Raw genomic sequence first — 20,920 nt, forward strand, 5'->3', positions numbered from 1 at the left:
GGGTTACTTCAGCTGATTCATGCGCTCGATAACCTGGCGCGTGATGTCGTACTGAGGTTTGACATCGATCACTGCGCCACGCTCGAACACCAGGTCAAAACCACCTTTCTTGATGACTTCTTCCACTGCGCTATCCAGTTTCGGCTTCAGTTGCTTGAGCATTTCGCGGTCGGCAACTGCCTTGGCTTCGTTCAGTTCCTTGGACTGGAACTGGAAGTCACGGGCCTTTTGCTTGAATTCAAGCTCCAGACGCTCACGCTCGCCCTGCTGCATCTTGTCGCCACCGGCCATCAGACGGTCCTGAATGCCCTTGGCGCTGCTTTCCAGCGTCTTGAGCTTGGTCAGTTGCGGACCGAACTTCTTCTCGGCATCCACGGCGTATTTCTTGGCCGCGTCGGACTCCAGCAGTGCCATCTGATAGTTCAGAACGGCGATTTTCATGTCGGCGAACGCCGGGCCTGCCACCAGTACGGAGGCCAGGAGAACCAATTGAGTCAACTTACGCACGATGCACTCCTACAAAATCCATTGTCGTTATCTTGGGTCAGACGCTTAGAACGTCTGGCCGAGGGAGAATTGGAACACTTGAGTTTCAGCGTTATCCGGTTTCTTGACCGGCATCGCCAGAGCAAAACTCAGAGGACCCAGTGCGGTGACCCAGGTCACACCCACACCAACGGAACTGGCCATGTTGCTCAGGCTGATGTCGTTACACTTGGTGTTGGACGTCGAGCCATTTGCGTTGGTGGTGTCCTTGCACTGCGAATCGAAAACGTTACCCACGTCCCAGAATACCGAGGTACGCAAGGAGCGTTGATCCTTGACGAACGGCAGCGGGAACAGAACCTCGGCACCGCCCTGGATCAGGACGTTACCACCGAACGGCAGCGGATCCTGATCCGGGTCAACCGAAGTACCCGGATTGGTACCACGACTCGGAGTACTGCGCGGCCCCAGAGTACTGTCCTTGAAGCCACGTACCGAGTTGAAACCACCAGCATAGTAGTTTTCATAGAACGGCAAGCCGTCGGTCGAACCATAACCGTCGCCATAACCCAGCTCGGTGTGCAGACGCAGGGTGTAGTTTTCGGTGATCGGCTGGAACAACTGACCACGGTAGTCGAGTTTGTAGAACGACAGGTCGCTGCCCGGAATCGTGGTTTCCAGCGTCAGGCTCTGCGAACGACCACGGGTCGGCAGTACGCCCTTGTTCAGGGTCGACTCGGACCAACCGGCCGATGCCTTGAAGTTCAGGTACTGGTCGCCTTCCTTGTTAACGAAGTCGAAGATCTCGTCAACGGTGTACTGACCGGTCTTGATCTTGTCCTGCTGAGCGGACAGACCGAAGGTCAGACGCGAAGTCTCGCTGATCGGGTAGCCAACGTTGACGCCGGCACCCAGGCTGTCTACCGCATAGCTTGCTACGTCGACGTCGAGGTCTTTGTAGTCGGTGGTGCGATAGAACGCGTTGTAACCCAGGCTCACGCCATCGGCGGTCCAGTACGGGTCAACGTAGCCGAAGTTGTAGCGGCTCTGGTATTCGCTGCGGGTCAGGCCCACGCTCACACGGTTACCGGTACCGAGGAAGTTGTTCTGGGTGATCGAACCACCGAGGATCAGACCGGCGCTCTGGGCGAAACCGACACTGGCGGTGATCGAACCGGAGGCCTGCTCTTCAACGGCGTAGTTCACGTCAACCTGGTCGTCGACACCCGGTACAGCCGGCGTTTCAACGTTCACTTCCTTGAAGAAGCCCAGACGCTCCAGACGGGTCTTGGACTGGTCGATCAGGTAGGTCGAAGCCCAGCCACCTTCCATCTGACGCATTTCACGACGCAGCACTTCGTCCTCGGACTTGGTGTTGCCACGGAAGTTGATGCGATTGACGTAGGCACGCTTGCCCGGATCGACGGCGAACAGGATGTCCACAGTGTGATCGTCGTCATGCGGCTGAGGTACGCCGTTGACGTTGGCGAAGGTGTAACCCTCGTTACCCAGACGGCGGGTGATCAGTTCGGAGGTGGTGGTCATCAGCTTGCGCGAGAACACCTGGCCTTTCTGCACCAGCAACAGCGACTTGACCTGGTCTTCAGGCACTTTCAGGTCACCGCTGAGCTTGACGTCACGAACGGTGTACTTCTCGCCTTCGGTGATGTTGACGGTGATGTAGACGTGCTTCTTGTCCGGGGTGATGGACACCTGGGTCGAAGCGATATCCATGTTGATGTAGCCACGGTCCAGGTAGTAGGAACGCAGGCGCTCCAGGTCACCGGAGAGTTTTTCACGGGCATACTTGTCGTCGTTCTTGAAGAACGACAGCCAGTTGGTGGTTTTCAGCTCGAACAGGTCGATCAGATCGTCATCAGGGAAGACCGTGTTACCCACCACGTTGATGTGCTGGATGGCCGCCACGGTGCCTTCGTTGATCTTCACTTTCAGCGCGACGCGGTTGCGCGGCTGCGAGACCACTTCGGTGTCGACGGTCGCCGAGTAACGGCCCTGGGCAACGTACTGACGTTGCAGCTCGTTACGGACACCTTCGAGGGTGGCGCGCTGGAAGATTTCACCTTCGGACAGACCGGACTGCTTGAGGCCCTTCATCAGGTCTTCGGTGGAGATCGCCTTGTTGCCTTCGATCTCGATACTGGCGACCGACGGACGTTCGACGACCGTGATCACCAGAACGTTGCCTTCGCGGCCCAGCTGGATATCTTGAAAGAAACCGGTTTTGAACAACGCACGAGTGGATTCCACCAGGCGACGATCATCCGCCTGCTCGCCGACGTTCAACGGCAAGGCACCAAAGACGCTACCCGCGGAGACCCGCTGGAGGCCATTGACGCGAATATCAGAGATAGTGAAGGACTCGGCGTGAACTTCGGCGATCATCAATACGGTGAGAACCGCAGTTAGCAGCAGACGTTTCATGAAGTCCTTTCTTATTCCAACTGGCAATAAACAAACTGCCGCAAAATGCGGCAGATTCGCAATTCAGCGAAGCTTTACAGTCGACCCAGATCATTGACCAGAGCAAGCAACATCACTCCGACCACCAAACTGATACCGATCTGCACCCCCCAACCTTGCACCCGATCCGACAAGGGGCGACCACGCACCCACTCAATCAGATAAAACAACAAATGCCCCCCATCCAGTACAGGAATGGGCAGCAAATTCAGAACCCCCAGGCTAATACTCAGATAAGCAAGGAAATTCAGGAAATCAGCAACGCCCGACTGGGCAGAAGCGCCCGCCACTTTAGCAATGGTTATCGGCCCACTCAAGTTTTTTACCGAGAGCTCGCCAAACAGCATTTTCTTCAGTGAGTCCAGCGTCAGGATGCTCATGGTCCAGGTACGCCGGGCACCCTCGCCAATTGCGGCCAACGGGCCATAACTGACCTCGCGGATCATTTCCGGCGGCCAGTCCACTGCTTTCACGCCAGCACCCAGATAACCGCTCGGCGCCTTGCTTTCGCCACGCGCAGCCAAGGTCACCGGGACGTCGATTTGAGCACCGTCGCGCTCGACGCGCAGCAAGATTCTGGTATCAGGACGCGTACGAACGGTATCAACCACTTGCTGCCAGTCACCCAGCGCCTGGCCATCGAGCGACAACAGGCGGTCGCCGGTTTTCAGACCAGCGGCCTGCGCCGGACCTTTTGGATCGAGCTCGGCCAGCACCGGCGGCAACGCCGGGCGCCATGGGCGAATACCCAGCGAGCGAATCGGATCGGGTTCATCAGCCCCTTTGAGCCAGTGGTCCAGCGCCAGTTCGCGCGGCGTGTCAGCGGTAGAGCCCTGCTCGCGCACGAGCAATCGCAGGGAACCGCTTTCCCCAAGACGACGAACCAACTGCAAATTGACGGCCGCCCAGCCGGAAGTCGGCTCGCCATCGATGGCGACGATTTCCTGACCGGCACTCAAACCGGCCTTGGCCGCGATGCTGCCGGACTCGACGGCACCGATGACCGGACGGATCTGCTCACTGCCGAGCATCGCCAGCACCCAGAAAAACACCAGGGCCAGCAGGAAGTTGGCGATCGGTCCCGCCGCGACAATAGCGATGCGCTGGCGAACCGATTTGCGATTGAAGGACTGATGAAGCTGATCGGCTGGCACCTCGCCTTCACGCTCATCGAGCATTTTGACGTAGCCACCCAGCGGAATCGCGGCGACGACAAACTCGGTGCCCTGCTTGTCGTGCCAGCGCAGCAGGGGCATGCCGAAGCCTACGGAAAAACGCAAAACCTTGACGCCACAGCGACGCGCGACCCAGAAGTGGCCGAATTCGTGAAAGGTGACCAGTACACCCAAAGCGATCAGGGTGCCGGCAATCATATAGAGCGCGCTCATCTACTTTCTCCGCAATCCTGTTCAGTGCCGCGTGAAGCCATGGGTCTGCAACGGCTATCGGCCGTGACGATCAAGCCACTGTTCGGCCAGAATCCGCGCTTTCGCGTCCGCGGTAAACACCGCGTCCAGATCCTCAAGCGCAACCACTGGCTCGAGGTTCAGCACGTCCTCGATAATACTCGCGATTTCCAGATAACCAACGCGTCCGTCGAGAAACGCCGCGACTGCCACTTCGTTGGCCGCATTGAGCATGGCCGGCGCACTGTTGCCGGCCTCCGCCGCCTGTCGCGCCAGGCGCAGACAAGGGAAGCGCTGTTCGTCCGGCGCCTCGAAATCCAGGCGCGCAACGGCAAACAGATCCAGCGGCGCCACACCCGAGTCGATTCGCTCAGGCCAGGCCAGTGCGTTGGCAATCGGCGTGCGCATGTCAGGGTTGCCCAACTGCGCCAATACCGAGCCATCCACATAGTCGACCAGCGAGTGAATCACACTCTGCGGATGGATCACCACCTCGACCTGCGACGGCTTGGCATCGAACAGCCAGCAGGCCTCGATCAACTCCAGGCCCTTGTTCATCATGCTGGCCGAGTCCACTGAGATCTTGCGACCCATCGACCAGTTCGGGTGCGCACACGCCTGATCAGGCGAAACATGCGCCAGCTCGCTCATCGGCGTCTGCCGGAAAGGACCGCCCGAAGCCGTCAGCAGAATCCGCCGCACGCCGACCGCACCCAGTCCACGGGCAAAATCCTGCGGCATGCACTGGAAGATCGCGTTGTGTTCGCTGTCGATCGGCAGCAACACCGAACCGCTCTTGTGCACCGCCTGCATGAACAGCGCGCCAGACATCACCAGCGCCTCTTTGTTGGCCAGGAGAATTTTCTTCCCGGCCTGCACCGCCGCCAGCGTCGGGCGCAGGCCCGCGGCGCCGACAATGGCCGCCATCACAGCATCAACTTCAGGGGCGGAGGCGACCTGGCACAGGCCCTCTTCCCCCACCAGCACCCGAGTGGACAGCCCGGCAGCCCGCAAGTCGTCCTGCAAGCCACGCGCCGCAGCCACTTCAGGCACCACCGCAAACTGCGGCACATGCCGAACGCACAAGGCCAGCAACTCGCTCAGGCGCGTGAAACCGCTCAGGGCGAAAACCTGATAACGCTCGGGATGCCGAGCGATAACGTCGAGGGTGCTCAGGCCAATCGAACCGGTAGCCCCCAGGACAGTGATCTGTTGCGGGCGGCTCACGGTGCAGCCATCCACAGCAGTACGGCAAAAATCGGGATCGCAGCGGTCAGGCTGTCGATGCGATCAAGCACACCGCCATGACCGGGCAGCAGGTTGCTGCTGTCCTTGATGCCGGACTGGCGCTTGAACATACTTTCGGTGAGGTCGCCCACCACCGAAATGAACACGATCAACGCAGCGCCGATCAAGCCCTTGAGCAGTTCGGCCACGGTCCAGTCACGCACCAGGCCGACGATCGCAGTGATCACCAGACTCAGCGCCAGACCACCATAAACGCCTTCCCAGCTCTTACCCGGGCTGACTTGCGGCGCCAGCTTGCGCTTGCCGAAAGCACGGCCGGAGAAGTAAGCACCGATGTCGGCACCCCAGACCAGCACCATCACCGCCATGATCAGCCAGTTACCCAGCGGGTACTGTTTGATCTGCACCAGCCCTTGCCAGGCCGGCAACAGGATCAGCAAGCCGATCACCAGTTTGGTGGCCGCCGTAGACCAGTGCTCGCTCGAGCGCGGGTACGTCAGCACCAGGTACGTCGCTACCGCCCACCACAACACCGAAGCGCCCAACACCCAAGGGGCGAGGCCCGGCAGGACGTACATGACGAACAGCATCAGCGCGACGACAGCGGCATAGCCGACACGGAACGACTGTGCGGTAAAGCCAGCCAGGCGCGCCCATTCCCAGGCGCCCAGGCTTACGACCAGACCGATGAACAGCGCGAAACCGGAGCCTTCGAGCAGGAAAAACCCGCACAGGGCGATCGGCAGCAGGATCAGCGCAGTGATGATTCGTTGTTTAAGCATTAAACCCGGGCTCCAGCTTCAACCTGTTCGCTCGTTTTACCGAAGCGACGCTGGCGTGAAGCGAAATCGGCCAGCGCAGTGCGCATGGCTTCGTGTTTGAAGTCCGGCCAGAACAGGTCGGAGAAGTACAACTCGGCATACGCCAGTTGCCACAGCAGGAAGTTGCTGATGCGGTGCTCGCCACCGGTGCGGATGCACAGGTCCGGCAGCGGCAGATCACCGGTGGCCAGACAGGTTTGCAGCAGATCCGGGGTGATGTCCTCCGGACGCAGATGCCCGGCCTGGACTTCACGCGCCAGACGCTGCGCCGCCTGGGCAATATCCCACTGACCGCCGTAGTTGGCGGCGATCTGCAAGATGAAGCGGTTGGCACCAGCGGTCATGGCCTCGGCCTCGCGCATCGCCGCCTGAAGCTCAGGATGAAAGCGCGAGCGATCGCCGATGATGCGCAGGCTGATGTTGTTGTCATTGAGACGCTTGGCCTCACGACGCAGCGCCTTGAAGAACAAATCCATCAAGGCACTGACTTCATCGGCCGGGCGCTGCCAGTTTTCACTGGAAAAGGCGAACAGGGTGAGCACTTCGACCTTGGCCTCGGCGCACACCTCGATCACTGCCCGCACAGCATCCACGCCGGCCTTATGCCCGGCGACACCCGGCATAAAGCGTTTTTTCGCCCAGCGATTATTGCCATCCATGATGATCGCGACATGGCGCGGCACCGCGGACGGCGCAGACTGCTTGGTCTTGTCCATTAAAAGCTCGACCCTTATACGGCCATCAGGTCTTTTTCTTTCTCGTCCGTGGCCTTGGTGATCTGGGCCTCGGATTCCTTGGTCAGCTTATCGATATCAGCGATGGCACGACGCTCTTCGTCTTCACTGATTTCCTTGTCCTTGACCAGCTTTTTAAGCTCACCCAATGCGTCACGACGAATATTGCGCACGGCAACACGCGCGTCTTCCGCTGCGCTACGGGCCTGCTTGGTGAAGCCCTTGCGCGTTTCCTCGGTGAGGGCAGGCATCGGGATCAAAAGCAACTCACCCAGGTTGGTCGGATTGAGGTTCAGACCGGCGCTCTGGATCGCCTTGTCGACGGCAGCAAGCATGTTGCGCTCGAAGGCCACGACTTGCAGGGTACGCGAATCTTTCACGGTGACGTTGGCGACGCTGCTCAGCGGGGTATCAGTACCGTAGTAAGGCACCATGACGCTGCCGAGAATGCTCGGGTGAGCCTTGCCGGTACGAATCTGGCCGAACGCGTGGTTCAGAGATTCCAAGGATTTCTGCATACGCGCTTGGGCGTCTTTCTTGATTTCGTTGATCATTGTTGGCCTTCCTCGATCAAAGTCCCTTCAGCGCCGCCGTGCACAATGTTCAGCAGGGCGCCGGGCTTGTTCATGTTGAATACGCGCAGCGGCATCTTGTGATCGCGGCACAGGCAGATAGCAGTCAGATCCATCACGCCCAGCTTGCGATCCAGCACTTCATCATAAGTCAGATGATCGAACTTCTCGGCATGCGGGTCTTTGAACGGGTCTGCGGTGTAAACGCCATCAACCTTGGTCGCTTTCAGCACGACGTCGGCATCGATTTCGATGGCACGCAGGCAGGCTGCCGAATCCGTGGTAAAGAACGGATTACCGGTACCGGCGGCGAAGATCACCACGTCCTTGGAGTTCAGGTGGCGCATGGCTTTGCGGCGATCATAGTGATCGGTCACGCCAACCATGGAAATGGCCGACATCACGATGGCCGAGATATTGGCACGTTCCAGCGCATCGCGCATGGCCAGGGCGTTCATCACAGTGGCCAGCATGCCCATGTGGTCGCCTGTCACCCGATCCATGCCAGCCTTGCTCAAGGCCTCACCACGGAACAGGTTGCCACCGCCGATCACCAGACCGACCTGTACGCCGATGCCGACCAGTTGGCCGACTTCCAGCGCCATCCGATCCAGCACTTTTGGATCGATCCCGAACTCTTCCGAGCCCATCAGGGCCTCGCCGCTAAGCTTGAGTAGAATGCGTTTATAGCGAGCCTGATAACCACTGCCCTGCTGAGCCATTGCGAATCTCTCCTGCGGCGTATTTAAAAAATTCTGTGCAAGCTGTTTTACAGCTGCCGTTCACTCTAGCTTGGCGCTGCTTCAGCGCCATCGGAACCTGGCTTTGTAAGTCAGTTCCCAGTGGAAACCAATTAAAAAATGGTAACCCCATCTGAAAAGAGGCTGCGCGCGTGAGCGGGCAGCCTCTTTCGGGCGACAGTTGAAAAACCGTCTTATTGCTTGGCGGCAGCCAGCTGGGCAGCAACTTCTTCAGCGAAGTTGTCGACCGGCTTCTCGATGCCTTCGCCTACTTTGAAGTAGGTGAAGGAAACGATTTCTGCGCCGCCTTTCTTGGCCAGCTCGCCAACCTTGATTTCAGGGTTCTTGACGAACGCCTGCTCAACCAGGCTTGCTTCTGCCAGGAACTTGCTGATACGGCCTTTGACCATGTTCTCAACAATGTTTTCTGGCTTGCCTTTGATCTTCTCTTCGTTCAGCTGCAGGAACACAGCTTTTTCACGCTCGATCGCTTCAGCCGAAACTTGCGAAGGCAGCAGGAACTCAGGGTTGCTGGCAGCTACGTGCATCGCGATGTCTTTGGCCAGCTCGACGTCACCGCCTTTCAGAGCCACAACGACACCGATCTTGTTGCCGTGCAGGTAAGAACCGACAACGTCACCTTCGATACGGGCCAGACGACGGATGTTGACGTTCTCGCCTACTTTGGCAACCAGTGCTTCGCGAGCAGCTTCTTGCGAAGCGATCAGCGGAGCAGCGTCGGTCAGCTTGTCAGCGAAAGCTTTTTCAACGCTGGCAGCGACGAAGTTTTTGAAGTCGTCTTGCAGAGCCAGGAAGTCGGTCTGCGAGTTCACTTCCAGGATAACGGCAGCTTTACCGTCGTCCTTGATTGCGATTGCGCCTTCAGCGGCAACGTTGCCAGCCTTTTTCGCAGCCTTGATCGCGCCCGAAGCACGCATGTCATCAATGGCTTTTTCGATGTCGCCGTCAGCCTTTTCCAGGGCTTTCTTGCAGTCCATCATGCCTTCGCCGGTACGCTCGCGCAGTTCTTTAACCAACGCTGCAGTAATTGCTGCCATTTTCAAATTCCTCTTGGATAGGTTTTCAACCATTCCACCCGATCGAACGGGCGTTCAATTCTTCCCGAAACACCTTGTAGCTGCTGCACGTTACAAATGCAGGAGGTGCGCTGCCACAAGTGGGCGCCAACAAACGGTTTTCGAGGTGGCAAAAAGGGGGCCAAGCCCCCTTTTTGCTTACTGAGTCAACGCCAGGGCGTCGATTACTCAGCTGCAGCCTGAGTTTCTTCAGCTGCGAATTCAACAGTGCCGCCAGCAACATTGTTGCGACCACGGATCACTGCGTCAGCCATCGAACCCATGTACAGCTGGATAGCGCGGATTGCGTCATCGTTGCCTGGGATGATGTAGTCAACGCCTTCCGGGCTGCTGTTGGTATCGACAACGCCGATGACCGGGATGCCCAGCTTGTTGGCTTCGGTGATCGCGATGCGCTCGTGGTCAACGTCGATCACGAACAGTGCGTCTGGCAGACCGCCCATGTCCTTGATGCCGCCCAGCGAACGATCCAGCTTTTCCAGGTCACGGGAGCGCATCAGCGCTTCTTTCTTGGTCAGCTTGGCGAAAGTACCGTCTTCGGCTTGAACTTCAAGGTCACGCAGACGCTTGATGGAAGCACGAATGGTTTTGAAGTTGGTCAGCATGCCGCCCAACCAGCGGTGATCGACGTACGGCGAACCGCAACGTGCTGCTTCTTCAGCAACGATCTTGCCAGCGGAACGCTTGGTGCCGACGAACAGAATCTTGTTTTTGCCCTGGGCCAGACGTTCTACGAAAGTCAGAGCTTCGTTGAACATTGGCAGGGTTTTTTCAAGGTTGATGATGTGAATCTTGTTACGCGCGCCGAAAATGTACTTACCCATTTTCGGATTCCAGTAACGGGTTTGGTGACCGAAGTGCACACCGGCCTTCAGCATATCGCGCATGTTGACTTGGGACATGATAGTTCCTTAATAAGTCGGGTTTGGCCTCCACGTATCCCAATGACCAACCAGTGGCATAAAGCCAAAAGCACCCAGGTCATCGTGTCGACACGTGTGTGGATTTAAGCTTTTCGGGGTATCCCCGGAAAGCGGCGCATTTTATACCACAGGGTGCACAGAAACGGAACCCGGAATCTGCAATCGCACCAGGGACATGGGCTCAGCCCCCTTGGAATCGCCTTCAAGCGCACCATTGTATAGACAGACGCAATGCACGCAGGCGCGGATTTGCTCCTTTCGTCTGGTAGAATCGCGTTTTTCAGGGTCGCAAATCCCACACCTGCCACCCTATCCGTATCAGCAAGCGCCGCCGAGCGCAGAGAGAGCCTGTATGACCGTCAACCTCAAAACCCCCGAGGACATCGCTGGCATGCGTGTCGCCGGCAAACTGGCCGCCGATGTGCTGGAAATGATTGCCGAACACGTCAAACCGGGCGTGACCACCGATCAACTGAACCAGATCTGCCACGACTACATCGTCAACGTGCAGCAGGCCATCCCTGCCCCGCTCAACTACAAGGGCTACCCGAAGTCGATCTGCACCTCGATCAATCACGTCGTCTGCCACGGTATCCCGAATGACAAGCCGCTGAAGAATGGCGACACGCTGAACATCGACGTCACCGTGATCAAGGACGGCTACCACGGCGACACCAGCCGCATGTTCCACGTTGGCGAAGTGCCGGTCTGGGCCGAACGCCTGTCGCAGGTCACTCAGGAATGCATGTACAAGGCGATCGAAATCGTCAAACCTGGCTGCCGCCTCGGCGACATCGGTGAAATCATCCAGAAGCACGCGGAAAAGAACGGTTTCTCGGTGGTTCGCGAGTTCTGCGGCCACGGCATCGGCAAGGTGTTCCACGAAGAGCCGCAGATCCTGCATTACGGTCGCGCCGGCACCGGCATGGAACTGAAGGCCGGCATGACCTTCACCATCGAACCGATGATCAACCAGGGCAAGGCCGACACCAAGGTACTGGGCGACGGCTGGACCGCGATCACCAAGGACCGCAAGCTCTCGGCGCAGTGGGAACACACCCTGCTGGTGACCGACACCGGCTACGAGATCTTCACCCTGCGCGCCGACGACACCATCCCGCGCGTCTCGGCCTGATCCCAAGAACGCTCCCAGCTCTATAGAAGGAAAGCCAATCGATGCCGCAGGTGGATCCCGAACTCTTCGACCGCGGCCAGTTCCAGGCTGAACTGGCCCTGAAAGCGAGTCCCATCGCGGCGTTCAAGAAGGCGATCCGCCAGGCGCGCGAGGTCCTCGACACGCGTTTTCGCGGCGGCCGCGACATCCGCCGGCTGATCGAAGACCGTGCGTGGTTCGTCGACAACATCCTGCAAAAAGCCTGGGAGCAGTTCAACTGGAGCGAAGACGCCGATATCGCGCTGGTCGCGGTCGGCGGCTACGGCCGGGGTGAGTTGCACCCCTATTCCGACATCGACCTGCTGATCCTGCTGGACAGCGCCGATCACGAAGTCTTCCGCGATTCCATCGAGCGTTTTCTGACGCTGCTGTGGGACATCGGCCTGGAAGTCGGTCAGAGCGTACGCTCGGTCGACGAATGCGCCGAAGAGGCCCGCGCCGACCTGACGGTGGTCACCAACCTGATGGAAAGCCGCACCATCTGCGGCCCCGAACGCCTGCGCCAGCGCATGCTCGATGTCACCAGCACCGCGCATATGTGGCCGGCCAAGGAGTTTTTCCTGGCCAAACGCGCCGAGCAAAAGGCCCGTCACCACAAGTACAACGACACCGAATACAACCTGGAACCCAACGTCAAAGGCTCGCCCGGTGGCCTGCGGGATATCCAGACGATTCTGTGGGTGGCCCGGCGTCAGTACGGCACCCTGAACCTGCGCGCCCTCGCCGGTGAAGGTTTCCTGGTCGAGAGCGAAAACGCCCTGTTGGCGTCGTCCCAGGAATTCCTCTGGAAAGTGCGCTACGCCCTGCACATGCTCGCCGGGCGCTCGGAAGACCGTCTGCTGTTCGATCATCAACGGACCATCGCCGGCCTGCTCGGTTTTGAAGGCGACGACGCCAAACAGGCCGTCGAAAACTTCATGCAGCAGTACTTCCGCGTGGTCATGAGCATCGCCCAGCTCAGCGACCTGATCATCCAGCACTTCGAGGAAGTCATCCTCGCCCCGGAAGACGAAGCACCGCCGCAGCCGATCAACTCGCGCTTCCAGCTGCACGACGGCTACATCGAAGCACGCAACGACAACGTGTTCCGCCGCACGCCGTTCGCCATGCTCGAGATCTTCGTGCTGATGGCCCAGCAGCCGGAAATCAAAGGCGTGCGCGCCGACACCATTCGTCTGCTGCGCGAGAACCGGCACCTGATCGACGACAACTTCCGCAACGATATCCGCAACACCAGCCTGTTCATCGAGCTGTTCAAGTGCAAGATCGGCGTGCACCGCAACCTGCGCCGGATGAACCGCTACGGCATCCTCGGGCGCTATCTGCCGGAGTTCGGCTTCATCGTTGGGCAGATGCAGCACGACCTGTTCCACATCTATACGGTCGATGCGCATACCCTGAACCTGATCAAGCACCTGCGTAAGTTGCAGTACACCCAGGTGTCGGAAAAATTCCCGTTGGCCGCCAAGCTAATGGCCAAACTGCCCAAGCCCGAACTGATCTACATGGCCGGCCTGTATCACGATATCGGCAAGGGCCGGCATGGCGACCACTCCGACATCGGCGCGGTCGATGCCGAAGCGTTCTGCCAGCGCCATCAGTTGCCGCTGTGGGACAGCCGCCTGATCGTCTGGCTGGTGCAGAACCACCTGGTGATGTCGACCACCGCACAGCGCAAGGATCTGTCCGATCCGCAGGTGATCCACGATTTCGCGCAGATCGTCAGCGACGAAACCCGTCTGGACTACTTGTATGTACTGACCGTGGCCGACATCAACGCCACCAACCCGACCCTATGGAATTCGTGGCGCGCCAGCCTGCTGCGCCAGCTCTACACCGAGACCAAACGCGCTCTGCGCCGTGGACTGGAAAATCCGGTGGATCGCGAAGAGCAGATCCGCCAGACCCAGAGTGCGGCACTGGACATCCTGGTGCGCGGCGGCACCGACCCGGACGACGTCGAGCAGTTGTGGGCGCAGTTGGGCGATGACTATTTCCTGCGTCACACAGCCGGCGACGTGGCCTGGCACAGTGACGCGATCCTGCAGCAGCCGGCCGATGGCGGTCCGCTGGTGCTGATCAAGGAAACCACCCAGCGCGAGTTCGAGGGCGGCACGCAGATCTTCATTTATGCCCCGGACCAGCACGACTTCTTCGCCGTGACCGTGGCCGCGATGGACCAGCTCAACCTGAACATTCACGATGCCCGGGTCATCACCTCGAGCAGCCAGTTCACCCTCGACACCTACATCGTGCTCGACACCGACGGCGACTCGATAGGCGACAACCCGGCGCGGGTCAAACAGATTCGCGACGGCCTGACCGAAGCGCTGCGCAATCCTGACGATTACCCGACGATCATCCAGCGCCGGGTGCCGCGCCAGCTCAAGCACTTCGCCTTCGCGCCGCAGGTGACGATCCATAACGACGCGCAACGTCCGGTGACGGTGCTGGAGTTGACGGCGCCTGACCGCCCGGGCCTGCTGGCACGGATCGGCGGGATCTTCCTCGAATTCGACCTGTCGCTGCAGAACGCCAAGATTGCGACCCTGGGCGAACGCGTGGAAGACGTGTTCTTCATCACCGACGCCCACAACCAGCCGCTCTCCGACCCGCTGCTGTGCAGCCGTTTGCAGGACGCAATCGTCGAGCAACTGAGCGTCAATCAGGAACCGGATATCAAGCTTTCGCGCATCAGTATTTGATCCAGCAATTCCCCCCTGTGGGAGCGGGCTTGCTCGCGAAAGCGGTGTGTCAGGCAACACATCATTCACTGACACACCGCTTTCGCGAGCAAGCCCGCTCCCACATTGAACGAGGCCCCCATGAACAACGCTCTGAACCAGCTCCAGCCCTACCCGTTCGAAAAACTCCGCGCGCTGCTTGGCACGGTCACGCCGAACCCGGACAAACGCCCGATCGCCCTGTCGATCGGCGAGCCGAAACATCGCTCGCCAGGCTTTGTCGCCGAAGCGCTGGCGAACAATCTGGATCAGATGGCGGTGTATCCGACCACCCTCGGCATCCCGGCCCTGCGCGAAGCCATCGCCGGCTGGTGCGAACGTCGTTTTGGCGTACCGAGCGGCTGGATCGATCCGGCGCGCAATGTGCTGCCGGTCAACGGTACCCGCGAAGCGCTGTTCGCTTTCACCCAGACCGTGGTCAACCGTGGCGACGATGCACTGGTGGTCAGCCCGAACCCGTTCTATCAGATCTACGAAGGCGCAGCGTTCCTCGCCGGGGCCAAGCCGCACTACCTGCCTTGCCTGGACGAAAACGGCTTCAACCCGGATTTCGACGCCGTGTCACCGGACATCTGGAAACGCTGCCAGATCCTGTTCCTGTGCTCGCCAGGCAACCCGACCGGCGCTTTGATCCCGGTTGATGTACTGAAAAAACTCATCGCCCTGGCCGACGAATACGACTTTGTGATCGCCGCCGACGAGTGCTACAGCGAACTGTACTTTGACGAACAGACCCCGCCGCCGGGCCTGCTCAGCGCCTGCGTCGAACTGGGCCGCAAGGACTTCAAGCGTTGCGTGGTGTTCCACAGCCTGTCCAAGCGCTCCAATCTGCCGGGCCTGCGCTCCGGGTTCGTCGCCGGTGACGCGGATATCCTCAAGGGTTTCCTGCTGTACCGCACCTACCACGGTTGCGCGATGCCGGTGCAAACCCAACTGGCCAGCGTTGCGGCGTGGAATGACGAAGTGCATGTACGCGCCAACCGTGCGCTGTACCGCGAGAAGTTCGACGCAGTGCTGGCAATTCTCAGCCCGGTGATGGACGTACAGCGTCCGGACGGCAGCTTCTACCTCTGGCCGAACGTGGCCGGTGACGATGCCGCATTCTGCCGCGACCTGTTCGAGCAGGAACATGTGACTGTCGTGCCAGGCTCGTATCTGTCGCGCGAGGTCGACGGCGTGAATCCGGGCGCCGGGCGCGTGCGCATGGCACTGGTTGCGCCTTTGGCTGAATGTGTTGAAGCTGCAGAACGGATCCGCGACTTCATCACCCGCCAACACTGAGTTTTTAATATCCGTGCCAGTCATCTGGCACGGACATACCCCTCAAGTTACATTTAAAACCACTTTACGACTACTCCAGACACTGCCCGAAGCTTAATCTCGCGCAGTGGTTTTTTGCATGCGCGAAACAACCAAAAAGACAAATCAAGGAGCAAGACAAAGCATGGACAACTTTCAATATTGCACGCTGCAAAAACCGGCTAAAGAACTCAAATCCAGCGCCCTTAACAACAGCCGAAAAAAACGCTCGTTGGTACACTACGACAAACTTTGGCCAAGCCGACACACTCTTAAAATAGCTTTCATGGATAACCCAACTCCGGAACACAAAGATAAAATCATTGCCGCCGCCGAAAAATGGCTTCCTTATATCAGTTTGAAGTTTGAGTTCGTTGAAGGCGTAGAGGGTGAGATCCGAATCGCCACCGAGGGTGTGGTGAACAGTTCATTTCTGGGTACCGATGCACTGGATATGTTTCCTGACACGCCAACCATGAACCTTGGCATCGACCCCGAACACGAAGACTTCGAGACGGTCGTCATTCACGAGTTTGGCCACGCACTCGGCGCGATGCACGAACACCAGCACCCCAAGGCGCAAATCCCCTGGAATAAAGAAAATGTTTACAACTACTACCAGAACAGACCGATGAATCCACTGTCGCGAGGCGAAGTTGACGACAATATATTTACGCCTTTTGACGATGCCGACGCGCTTTACTTGCCATACGATCGAAAATCCATCATGCACCATCCGATTCCCAACAATTTGACGCTTGGCAATTGGGCGAATCCGATCAATCGCGAAATCAGTGATAAAGACAAACAGCTCATGCGGTTGATTTACCCACGTTGAATCACATCTTTACCGTGCCAGTTCTGTTGGCACGGTAATCCGTCATAAAATCGTACACATATCCAATTTACCTGCTCAGGCGCAGCAACTAGCATCCTTCATTCAAAGCGACTTTCCGGGAACAAAAAGCAGCCCGAGAAGTTACATATGACGAACGAAAACATGGATGTTCAGTTATGCACTCAACCCGGCTTCAGCCAAACAAAAAAACCGAAACCACACGCACCTCCCGCAACATCAAATGCACTTCGGAGGTTCAGTAAAATGTGGGCTAAAAACAATCCGGCAAAATTCTGGACTCCCGGCAGCACTCTCCGCATCGCCTTCCTCAACGGTACGCAGGAATTCAAGGACGCGACCATTGCCGCTGCCAGCAACTGGTTGCCGCACATCAACTTGAAATTCGATTTCGTTGAAGGTGAAGTGGGCGACATCCGCATACTCAGTCAGGAAGGAACGTTTTCCTCCCGGATAGGGACGGATGCTCTGCTACATCCCGATGAGCCGACCATGACACTCTGGCCGCATCCGAGTCTGCCACGTTACTTCGCAGCCAATGTCATGCATGAGTTCGGGCACATGCTGGGCGCGGAGCATGAACAGACCAATCCCACGGCAGACATTCCCTGGGACAAACCAGCCATCTACGCACAATTTGGAATCACCGCCGACCCGGAAGAAGACGACTACCAGGCCAGTGTGACGCGCAAACGCCTGCACGACTGGTACTTTGACCGCGGCAATCCCGACGAAAGCATTTATTCGGAATACGATCCAAAGTCGATCATGCACTATCGCATCAGCCAGTCCTGGACCATCGGAGACTTCCAGCTCTTCATTAATCTGGATCTCAGCGAAAAGGACAAAATCTTCATGGCGAACGCTTATCCCTGCCCCGCGAGTGAGTGAGCGCATCAGGTCCGTGTCAGGCTATTTGACCTGACCCAGATTCGCCTCACTCAAATCCAGCTCACCCAATACCTCACGCAACACGTCATCACCGATCTGGTGCTGACGACTGAGGCTATACAACTCCAGGCGCTGCGCCCGCAACGCCTTCAAGCGCAAGCGGCGTTCCAGCAGATCCATCTGGAACGCCAGCGCCTGGGCTTCGGCCGAATCATTGAACACGTCGAGCTGATGACGATACTCGGACATGATCCGCGCCTTGAGTTCCGCCGAGAGCGCGGCCTGCGCCGCATCCTGCGGGCCGACCTCTTCGGTTTCCAGCGCATGGATGGCCGCCTCGGCGGTCTTGCGCCAGGCATCGCGCACTTCCTGGCGGCGCTTGTCGTCCGGGCTTTTCTCGATGCCACGCAGCAGCAACGGCAGGGCGATGCAGGCGCAAATCAGCGACAACAGAATCACCCCGGCGGCGATGAAAATCAGCAGATCACGCTCGGGGAACGCCTCGGCCCCCATCAACATCGGTACCGACATCACACCGGCCAGCGTCACCGCCCCGCGCACTCCGCCGACAGTCAGCAGCCAGCAAGATCGAGCGGTCGGCACTTGCGTCAGGTCGCCCTTGCCGCGCAGCCGTCGCAGCAGCACCGACAAACGCCAGATGCTCTGCACCCAGATAAAGCGCAACAGCACCAGCGCGAGGAAAATCGCCACCACGTCGAGGCCACGGTACATCAGCGTCGGCCACAACGTCGGTTCGTGGCTGACCACGGCCTTGATGATGTCCGGCAGTTGCAGACCCAGCAGCAGAAAGATCAGGCCGTTGAAGGCAAACTCAAGCAGCGACCAGACGCTGCGATTGAGTAGCCGGGTGCTGGTCTGCCGCGGCAGCAGATCGAGCCAGCTCTGCATCATCCCCGCCGCGACAGCCGAAAGAATCCCCGATGCACCCAGTCGCTCGGCCAATACATAGGCGGCGAACGGCAGCAGCAACATGAACACCACGTGGGTGGCCGGATCGTCCCAGCCACGGGCGATCATCCACGCGCGCAAGCGCCCGACCAGCCAGCTCAGCGCGACGCCGACGGCCAAGCCCCCGACCGCCACCAGTACGAACGTCAGGCTGGCATTGGCCAGCGAGAACACCCCGGTCACCGCCGCCACCAAGGCAAACTTGAACGTCACCAGACCCGAGGCATCGTTCATCAACGCCTCGCCTTGCAGGATGTGCATCAGCGGTGTCGGCAAGCGGTTCTGCGAGATCGCCGAGACCGCCACGGCGTCAGTCGGCGAGAGCACGGCCGCCAGCGCGAAGGCCACCGGCAGCGGAATGCTCGGCAACAGCCAGTGAATGAAGTACCCGGCGCCGACCACGGTGAACAGCACCAGGCCAACCGCCAGCGTCAGGATCGGCCCGCGCAGATGCCAGAACTCGCGTTTGGGCATGCGCCAACCGTCGGAAAACAGCAGCGGGGGCAGGAACAGAAACAGGAACAATTCGGGGTCCAGCGCGACGTGCAGGCCCAGTGTCGGCCAGGCCAGCAAGGCACCGGCGGCGATTTGCACGAGGGGCAGCGGCAGCGGGATGACCCGTCCGACCAGCCGCGAAACGCTGACCAGCATCAGCAGGATCAGGACGGTATAAGCGGTTTGCATAAAGCGGAAATCTCAGACAATCGACAGCGTTGAACTGCCATATTAGCCGCTTAGGATGCGTCTGGCGTTTGCACCTATGTCGCAGCCCTGTCGCAGATCCCCTGTGGGAGCGGGCTTGCTCGCGAAGGCGGTGGGTCATTGAGTAATGATTTCGACAGAAACGGCCCTTTCGCGAGCAAGCCCGCTCCCACAGGGTAATCTGCAAGCATATAAACCTCAGGCGCCGCGAAACCGTTTGGTCATGGCATAATCCGACACCATTTTTTTCCAGCACCTGTAAAGGGGGCGATTCCTTGACCGTTTCAAGTAAAACGTTGCACCTTTTCGGCATCAAAGCCTGCGACACCATGAAGAAGGCGCGCACCTGGCTCGATGAACACGCTGTCAGCTACGACTTCCACGATTACAAAACCGCCGGTATCGACCGTGAGCACCTGACCCAATGGTGTGACGAGCACGGCTGGCAAACGGTGTTGAACCGTGCAGGCACGACCTTTCGCAAACTCGACGACGAACGTAAAGCCGATCTCGACCAGTCGAAAGCCATCGAACTGATGCTCGCTCAACCCTCGATGATCAAGCGCCCGGTGCTCGATCTCGGTGACCGAACCCTGATTGGCTTCAAGCCAGACATCTACGCGGCCGCACTCAAGTAAGCAGCCCGTCACTTATTGCTAGAGGTATTCACATGTCCAACTCTCTGTTCAGCATCGCCTTTGGTGTCGGCACGCAAAACCGTCAAGGCGCCTGGCTGGAAGTGTTCTACGCCCAGCCGCTGCTCAACCCGTCGGCCGAACTGGTCGCCGCTGTTGCGCCGATCCTCGGCTACACCGAAGGCAACCAGGCCATCACCTTCACCACCGCGCAGGCGGCACAACTGGCTGAAGCGGTCAAAGGCATCGACGCCGTTCAAGGCAAGCTGCTGACCCGTCTGGCCGAGAGCCACAAGCCACTGGTCGCCACCCTGCTGGCCGAAGACGCACAACTGACCTCGACGCCTGAGGCGTACCTCAAGCTGCACCTGCTGTCGCATCGTCTGGTCAAGCCGCACGGCGTAAGCCTGGCCGGGATCTTCCCGCTGCTGCCGAACGTGGCCTGGACCAGCCAGGGTGCAATCGACCTGAGCGAACTGGCCGAAATGCAACTGGAAGCGCGTCTGCGCGGCGAGCTGCTGGAAGTGTTCTCGGTGGACAAGTTCCCGAAAATGACCGACTACGTGGTTCCGGCCGGTGTGCGTATCGCTGACGCGGCACGTCTGCGTCTGGGTGCCTACGTGGGCGAAGGCACCACCGTGATGCACGAAGGCTTCATCAACTTCAACGCCGGCACCGAAGGCCCGGGCATGATCGAAGGCCGCGTTTCCGCTGGCGTATTCGTCGGCAAGGGTTCGGACCTGGGCGGCGGCTGCTCGACCATGGGCACCCTGTCGGGCGGCGGCAACATCGTGATCAAGGTCGGCGAAGGCTGCCTGATCGGCGCCAACGCCGGTATCGGTATCCCGTTGGGCGACCGCAACACCGTCGAGTCGGGCCTGTACGTGACCGCCGGCACCAAGGTCGCGCTGCTGGACGAGCACAACAACCTGGTCAAGGTTGTGAAGGCGCGCGAGCTGGCCGGTCAGACTGACCTGCTGTTCCGTCGCAATTCGGAAACCGGTGCCGTGGAGTGCAAGACCCACAAATCGGCGATCGAGCTGAACGAAGCGCTACACGCTCACAACTAAGCAGCCACACGATCCCCCCTGTGGGAGCGGGCTTGCTCGCGAAGGCGTAGTGTCATTCAGCAACTTATTGAC

The 20,920-nt window shown here is 59.1% G+C and carries 18 protein-coding genes; 7 read left to right on the plus strand and 11 right to left on the minus strand.

What is annotated here, in order from left to right:
- Positions 1–3 precede the first annotated feature (3 nt).
- The 10 genes from VLA07_RS02650 to rpsB form a co-directional block, all read right to left on the minus strand.
- A complete protein-coding gene (locus VLA07_RS02650; RefSeq protein ID WP_003222140.1) occupies positions 4–507 on the minus strand; it encodes an OmpH family outer membrane protein in 504 nt (167 codons plus the stop codon).
- Between the two features lie 45 nt (positions 508–552).
- Positions 553–2,928, minus strand: a complete 2,376-nt coding sequence (gene bamA, locus VLA07_RS02655; protein WP_247269401.1) for an outer membrane protein assembly factor BamA — start codon at positions 2,926–2,928, stop codon at positions 553–555.
- Between the two features lie 74 nt (positions 2,929–3,002).
- Entirely contained in the window at positions 3,003–4,355 is a 1,353-nt protein-coding gene (gene rseP, locus VLA07_RS02660; RefSeq protein ID WP_247269402.1) for a sigma E protease regulator RseP, read from the minus strand.
- Between the two features lie 54 nt (positions 4,356–4,409).
- A complete protein-coding gene (ispC, locus tag VLA07_RS02665; RefSeq protein WP_135295055.1) occupies positions 4,410–5,600 on the minus strand; it encodes a 1-deoxy-D-xylulose-5-phosphate reductoisomerase in 1,191 nt (396 codons plus the stop codon).
- Positions 5,597–6,403, minus strand: a complete 807-nt coding sequence (locus VLA07_RS02670) for a phosphatidate cytidylyltransferase (RefSeq protein WP_027611029.1) — start codon at positions 6,401–6,403, stop codon at positions 5,597–5,599. The genes ispC and VLA07_RS02670 overlap by 4 nt, the downstream gene beginning before the upstream one ends.
- A complete protein-coding gene (gene uppS, locus VLA07_RS02675) occupies positions 6,403–7,158 on the minus strand; it encodes a polyprenyl diphosphate synthase (RefSeq protein ID WP_003222128.1) in 756 nt (251 codons plus the stop codon). Before uppS ends, VLA07_RS02670 begins: the two co-directional genes overlap by 1 nt.
- Positions 7,159–7,172: 14 nt before the next feature.
- Positions 7,173–7,730 (minus strand): ribosome recycling factor, encoded by a 558-nt coding sequence (frr, locus tag VLA07_RS02680; RefSeq protein WP_047291868.1) that lies wholly within the window; start codon positions 7,728–7,730, stop codon positions 7,173–7,175.
- A complete protein-coding gene (gene pyrH / locus VLA07_RS02685; RefSeq protein WP_003222124.1) occupies positions 7,727–8,470 on the minus strand; it encodes a UMP kinase in 744 nt (247 codons plus the stop codon). The genes frr and pyrH overlap by 4 nt, the downstream gene beginning before the upstream one ends.
- Positions 8,471–8,682: 212 nt before the next feature.
- Positions 8,683–9,546, minus strand: a complete 864-nt coding sequence (gene tsf / locus VLA07_RS02690) for a translation elongation factor Ts (protein ID WP_027611027.1) — start codon at positions 9,544–9,546, stop codon at positions 8,683–8,685.
- A gap of 203 nt (positions 9,547–9,749) precedes the next feature.
- Complete coding sequence (gene rpsB, locus VLA07_RS02695) at positions 9,750–10,487, minus strand: 30S ribosomal protein S2 (protein ID WP_003222119.1); 738 nt, start codon at positions 10,485–10,487, stop codon at positions 9,750–9,752.
- Between the two features lie 373 nt (positions 10,488–10,860).
- Here rpsB and map point away from each other — a divergent pair, with 373 nt between their 5' ends.
- The 5 genes from map (at position 10,861) to VLA07_RS02720 (ending at position 17,472) form a co-directional block, all read left to right on the plus strand.
- Positions 10,861–11,643, plus strand: a complete 783-nt coding sequence (map, locus tag VLA07_RS02700; protein ID WP_007964271.1) for a type I methionyl aminopeptidase — start codon at positions 10,861–10,863, stop codon at positions 11,641–11,643.
- Between the two features lie 41 nt (positions 11,644–11,684).
- Complete coding sequence (locus VLA07_RS02705) at positions 11,685–14,387, plus strand: [protein-PII] uridylyltransferase (RefSeq protein WP_333988358.1); 2,703 nt, start codon at positions 11,685–11,687, stop codon at positions 14,385–14,387.
- Positions 14,388–14,507: 120 nt separating this feature from the next.
- Positions 14,508–15,707, plus strand: a complete 1,200-nt coding sequence (gene dapC, locus VLA07_RS02710) for a succinyldiaminopimelate transaminase (RefSeq protein WP_333988359.1) — start codon at positions 14,508–14,510, stop codon at positions 15,705–15,707.
- Positions 15,708–15,870: 163 nt separating this feature from the next.
- Positions 15,871–16,563, plus strand: coding sequence for a M12 family metallopeptidase (locus tag VLA07_RS02715; protein ID WP_333988360.1), 693 nt, complete (start codon positions 15,871–15,873; stop codon positions 16,561–16,563).
- 147 nt (positions 16,564–16,710) lie between these two features.
- Positions 16,711–17,472, plus strand: coding sequence for a hypothetical protein (locus tag VLA07_RS02720; protein ID WP_333988361.1), 762 nt, complete (start codon positions 16,711–16,713; stop codon positions 17,470–17,472).
- A gap of 21 nt (positions 17,473–17,493) precedes the next feature.
- On the opposite strand, the gene VLA07_RS02725 is transcribed toward VLA07_RS02720, so the two are convergent.
- Positions 17,494–19,125 carry a Na+/H+ antiporter gene (locus tag VLA07_RS02725; protein ID WP_115988118.1) on the minus strand — a complete coding sequence of 544 codons (1,632 nt, stop codon included), beginning with the start codon at positions 19,123–19,125 and terminating at the stop codon, positions 17,494–17,496.
- A gap of 293 nt (positions 19,126–19,418) precedes the next feature.
- On the opposite strand from VLA07_RS02725, the gene VLA07_RS02730 reads away from it, so the two are divergent.
- Together VLA07_RS02730 and dapD are read left to right on the plus strand one after the other, a co-directional pair.
- Entirely contained in the window at positions 19,419–19,781 is a 363-nt protein-coding gene (locus VLA07_RS02730; RefSeq protein ID WP_003222107.1) for an ArsC family reductase, read from the plus strand.
- Between the two features lie 32 nt (positions 19,782–19,813).
- On the plus strand, positions 19,814–20,848 hold the full coding sequence (gene dapD, locus VLA07_RS02735; protein ID WP_003222105.1) for a 2,3,4,5-tetrahydropyridine-2,6-dicarboxylate N-succinyltransferase: 1,035 nt from the start codon (positions 19,814–19,816) through the stop codon (positions 20,846–20,848).
- The last annotated feature ends 72 nt before the right edge of the window (positions 20,849–20,920 follow it).

Source organism: Pseudomonas sp. S3(2024) (assembly GCF_036861315.1).
Classification (GTDB): domain Bacteria; phylum Pseudomonadota; class Gammaproteobacteria; order Pseudomonadales; family Pseudomonadaceae; genus Aquipseudomonas; species Aquipseudomonas putida_A.

Bases quoted from the DNA above. Each gene is read 5' to 3' on its own strand.
- bamA (WP_247269401.1), bottom strand. From the start codon at position 2,928: ATGAAACGTCTGCTGCTAACTGCGGTTCTCACCGTATTGATGATCGCC.
- rseP (WP_247269402.1), bottom strand. From the start codon at position 4,355: ATGAGCGCGCTCTATATGATTGCCGGCACCCTGATCGCTTTGGGTGTA.
- VLA07_RS02670 (WP_027611029.1), bottom strand. From the start codon at position 6,403: ATGCTTAAACAACGAATCATCACTGCGCTGATCCTGCTGCCGATCGCC.
- uppS (WP_003222128.1), bottom strand. From the start codon at position 7,158: ATGGACAAGACCAAGCAGTCTGCGCCGTCCGCGGTGCCGCGCCATGTC.
- frr (WP_047291868.1), bottom strand. From the start codon at position 7,730: ATGATCAACGAAATCAAGAAAGACGCCCAAGCGCGTATGCAGAAATCC.
- pyrH (WP_003222124.1), bottom strand. From the start codon at position 8,470: ATGGCTCAGCAGGGCAGTGGTTATCAGGCTCGCTATAAACGCATTCTA.
- tsf (WP_027611027.1), bottom strand. From the start codon at position 9,546: ATGGCAGCAATTACTGCAGCGTTGGTTAAAGAACTGCGCGAGCGTACC.
- rpsB (WP_003222119.1), bottom strand. From the start codon at position 10,487: ATGTCCCAAGTCAACATGCGCGATATGCTGAAGGCCGGTGTGCACTTC.
- map (WP_007964271.1), top strand. From the start codon at position 10,861: ATGACCGTCAACCTCAAAACCCCCGAGGACATCGCTGGCATGCGTGTC.
- VLA07_RS02705 (WP_333988358.1), top strand. From the start codon at position 11,685: ATGCCGCAGGTGGATCCCGAACTCTTCGACCGCGGCCAGTTCCAGGCT.
- dapC (WP_333988359.1), top strand. From the start codon at position 14,508: ATGAACAACGCTCTGAACCAGCTCCAGCCCTACCCGTTCGAAAAACTC.
- VLA07_RS02715 (WP_333988360.1), top strand. From the start codon at position 15,871: ATGGACAACTTTCAATATTGCACGCTGCAAAAACCGGCTAAAGAACTC.
- VLA07_RS02720 (WP_333988361.1), top strand. From the start codon at position 16,711: ATGACGAACGAAAACATGGATGTTCAGTTATGCACTCAACCCGGCTTC.
- VLA07_RS02725 (WP_115988118.1), bottom strand. From the start codon at position 19,125: ATGCAAACCGCTTATACCGTCCTGATCCTGCTGATGCTGGTCAGCGTT.
- dapD (WP_003222105.1), top strand. From the start codon at position 19,814: ATGTCCAACTCTCTGTTCAGCATCGCCTTTGGTGTCGGCACGCAAAAC.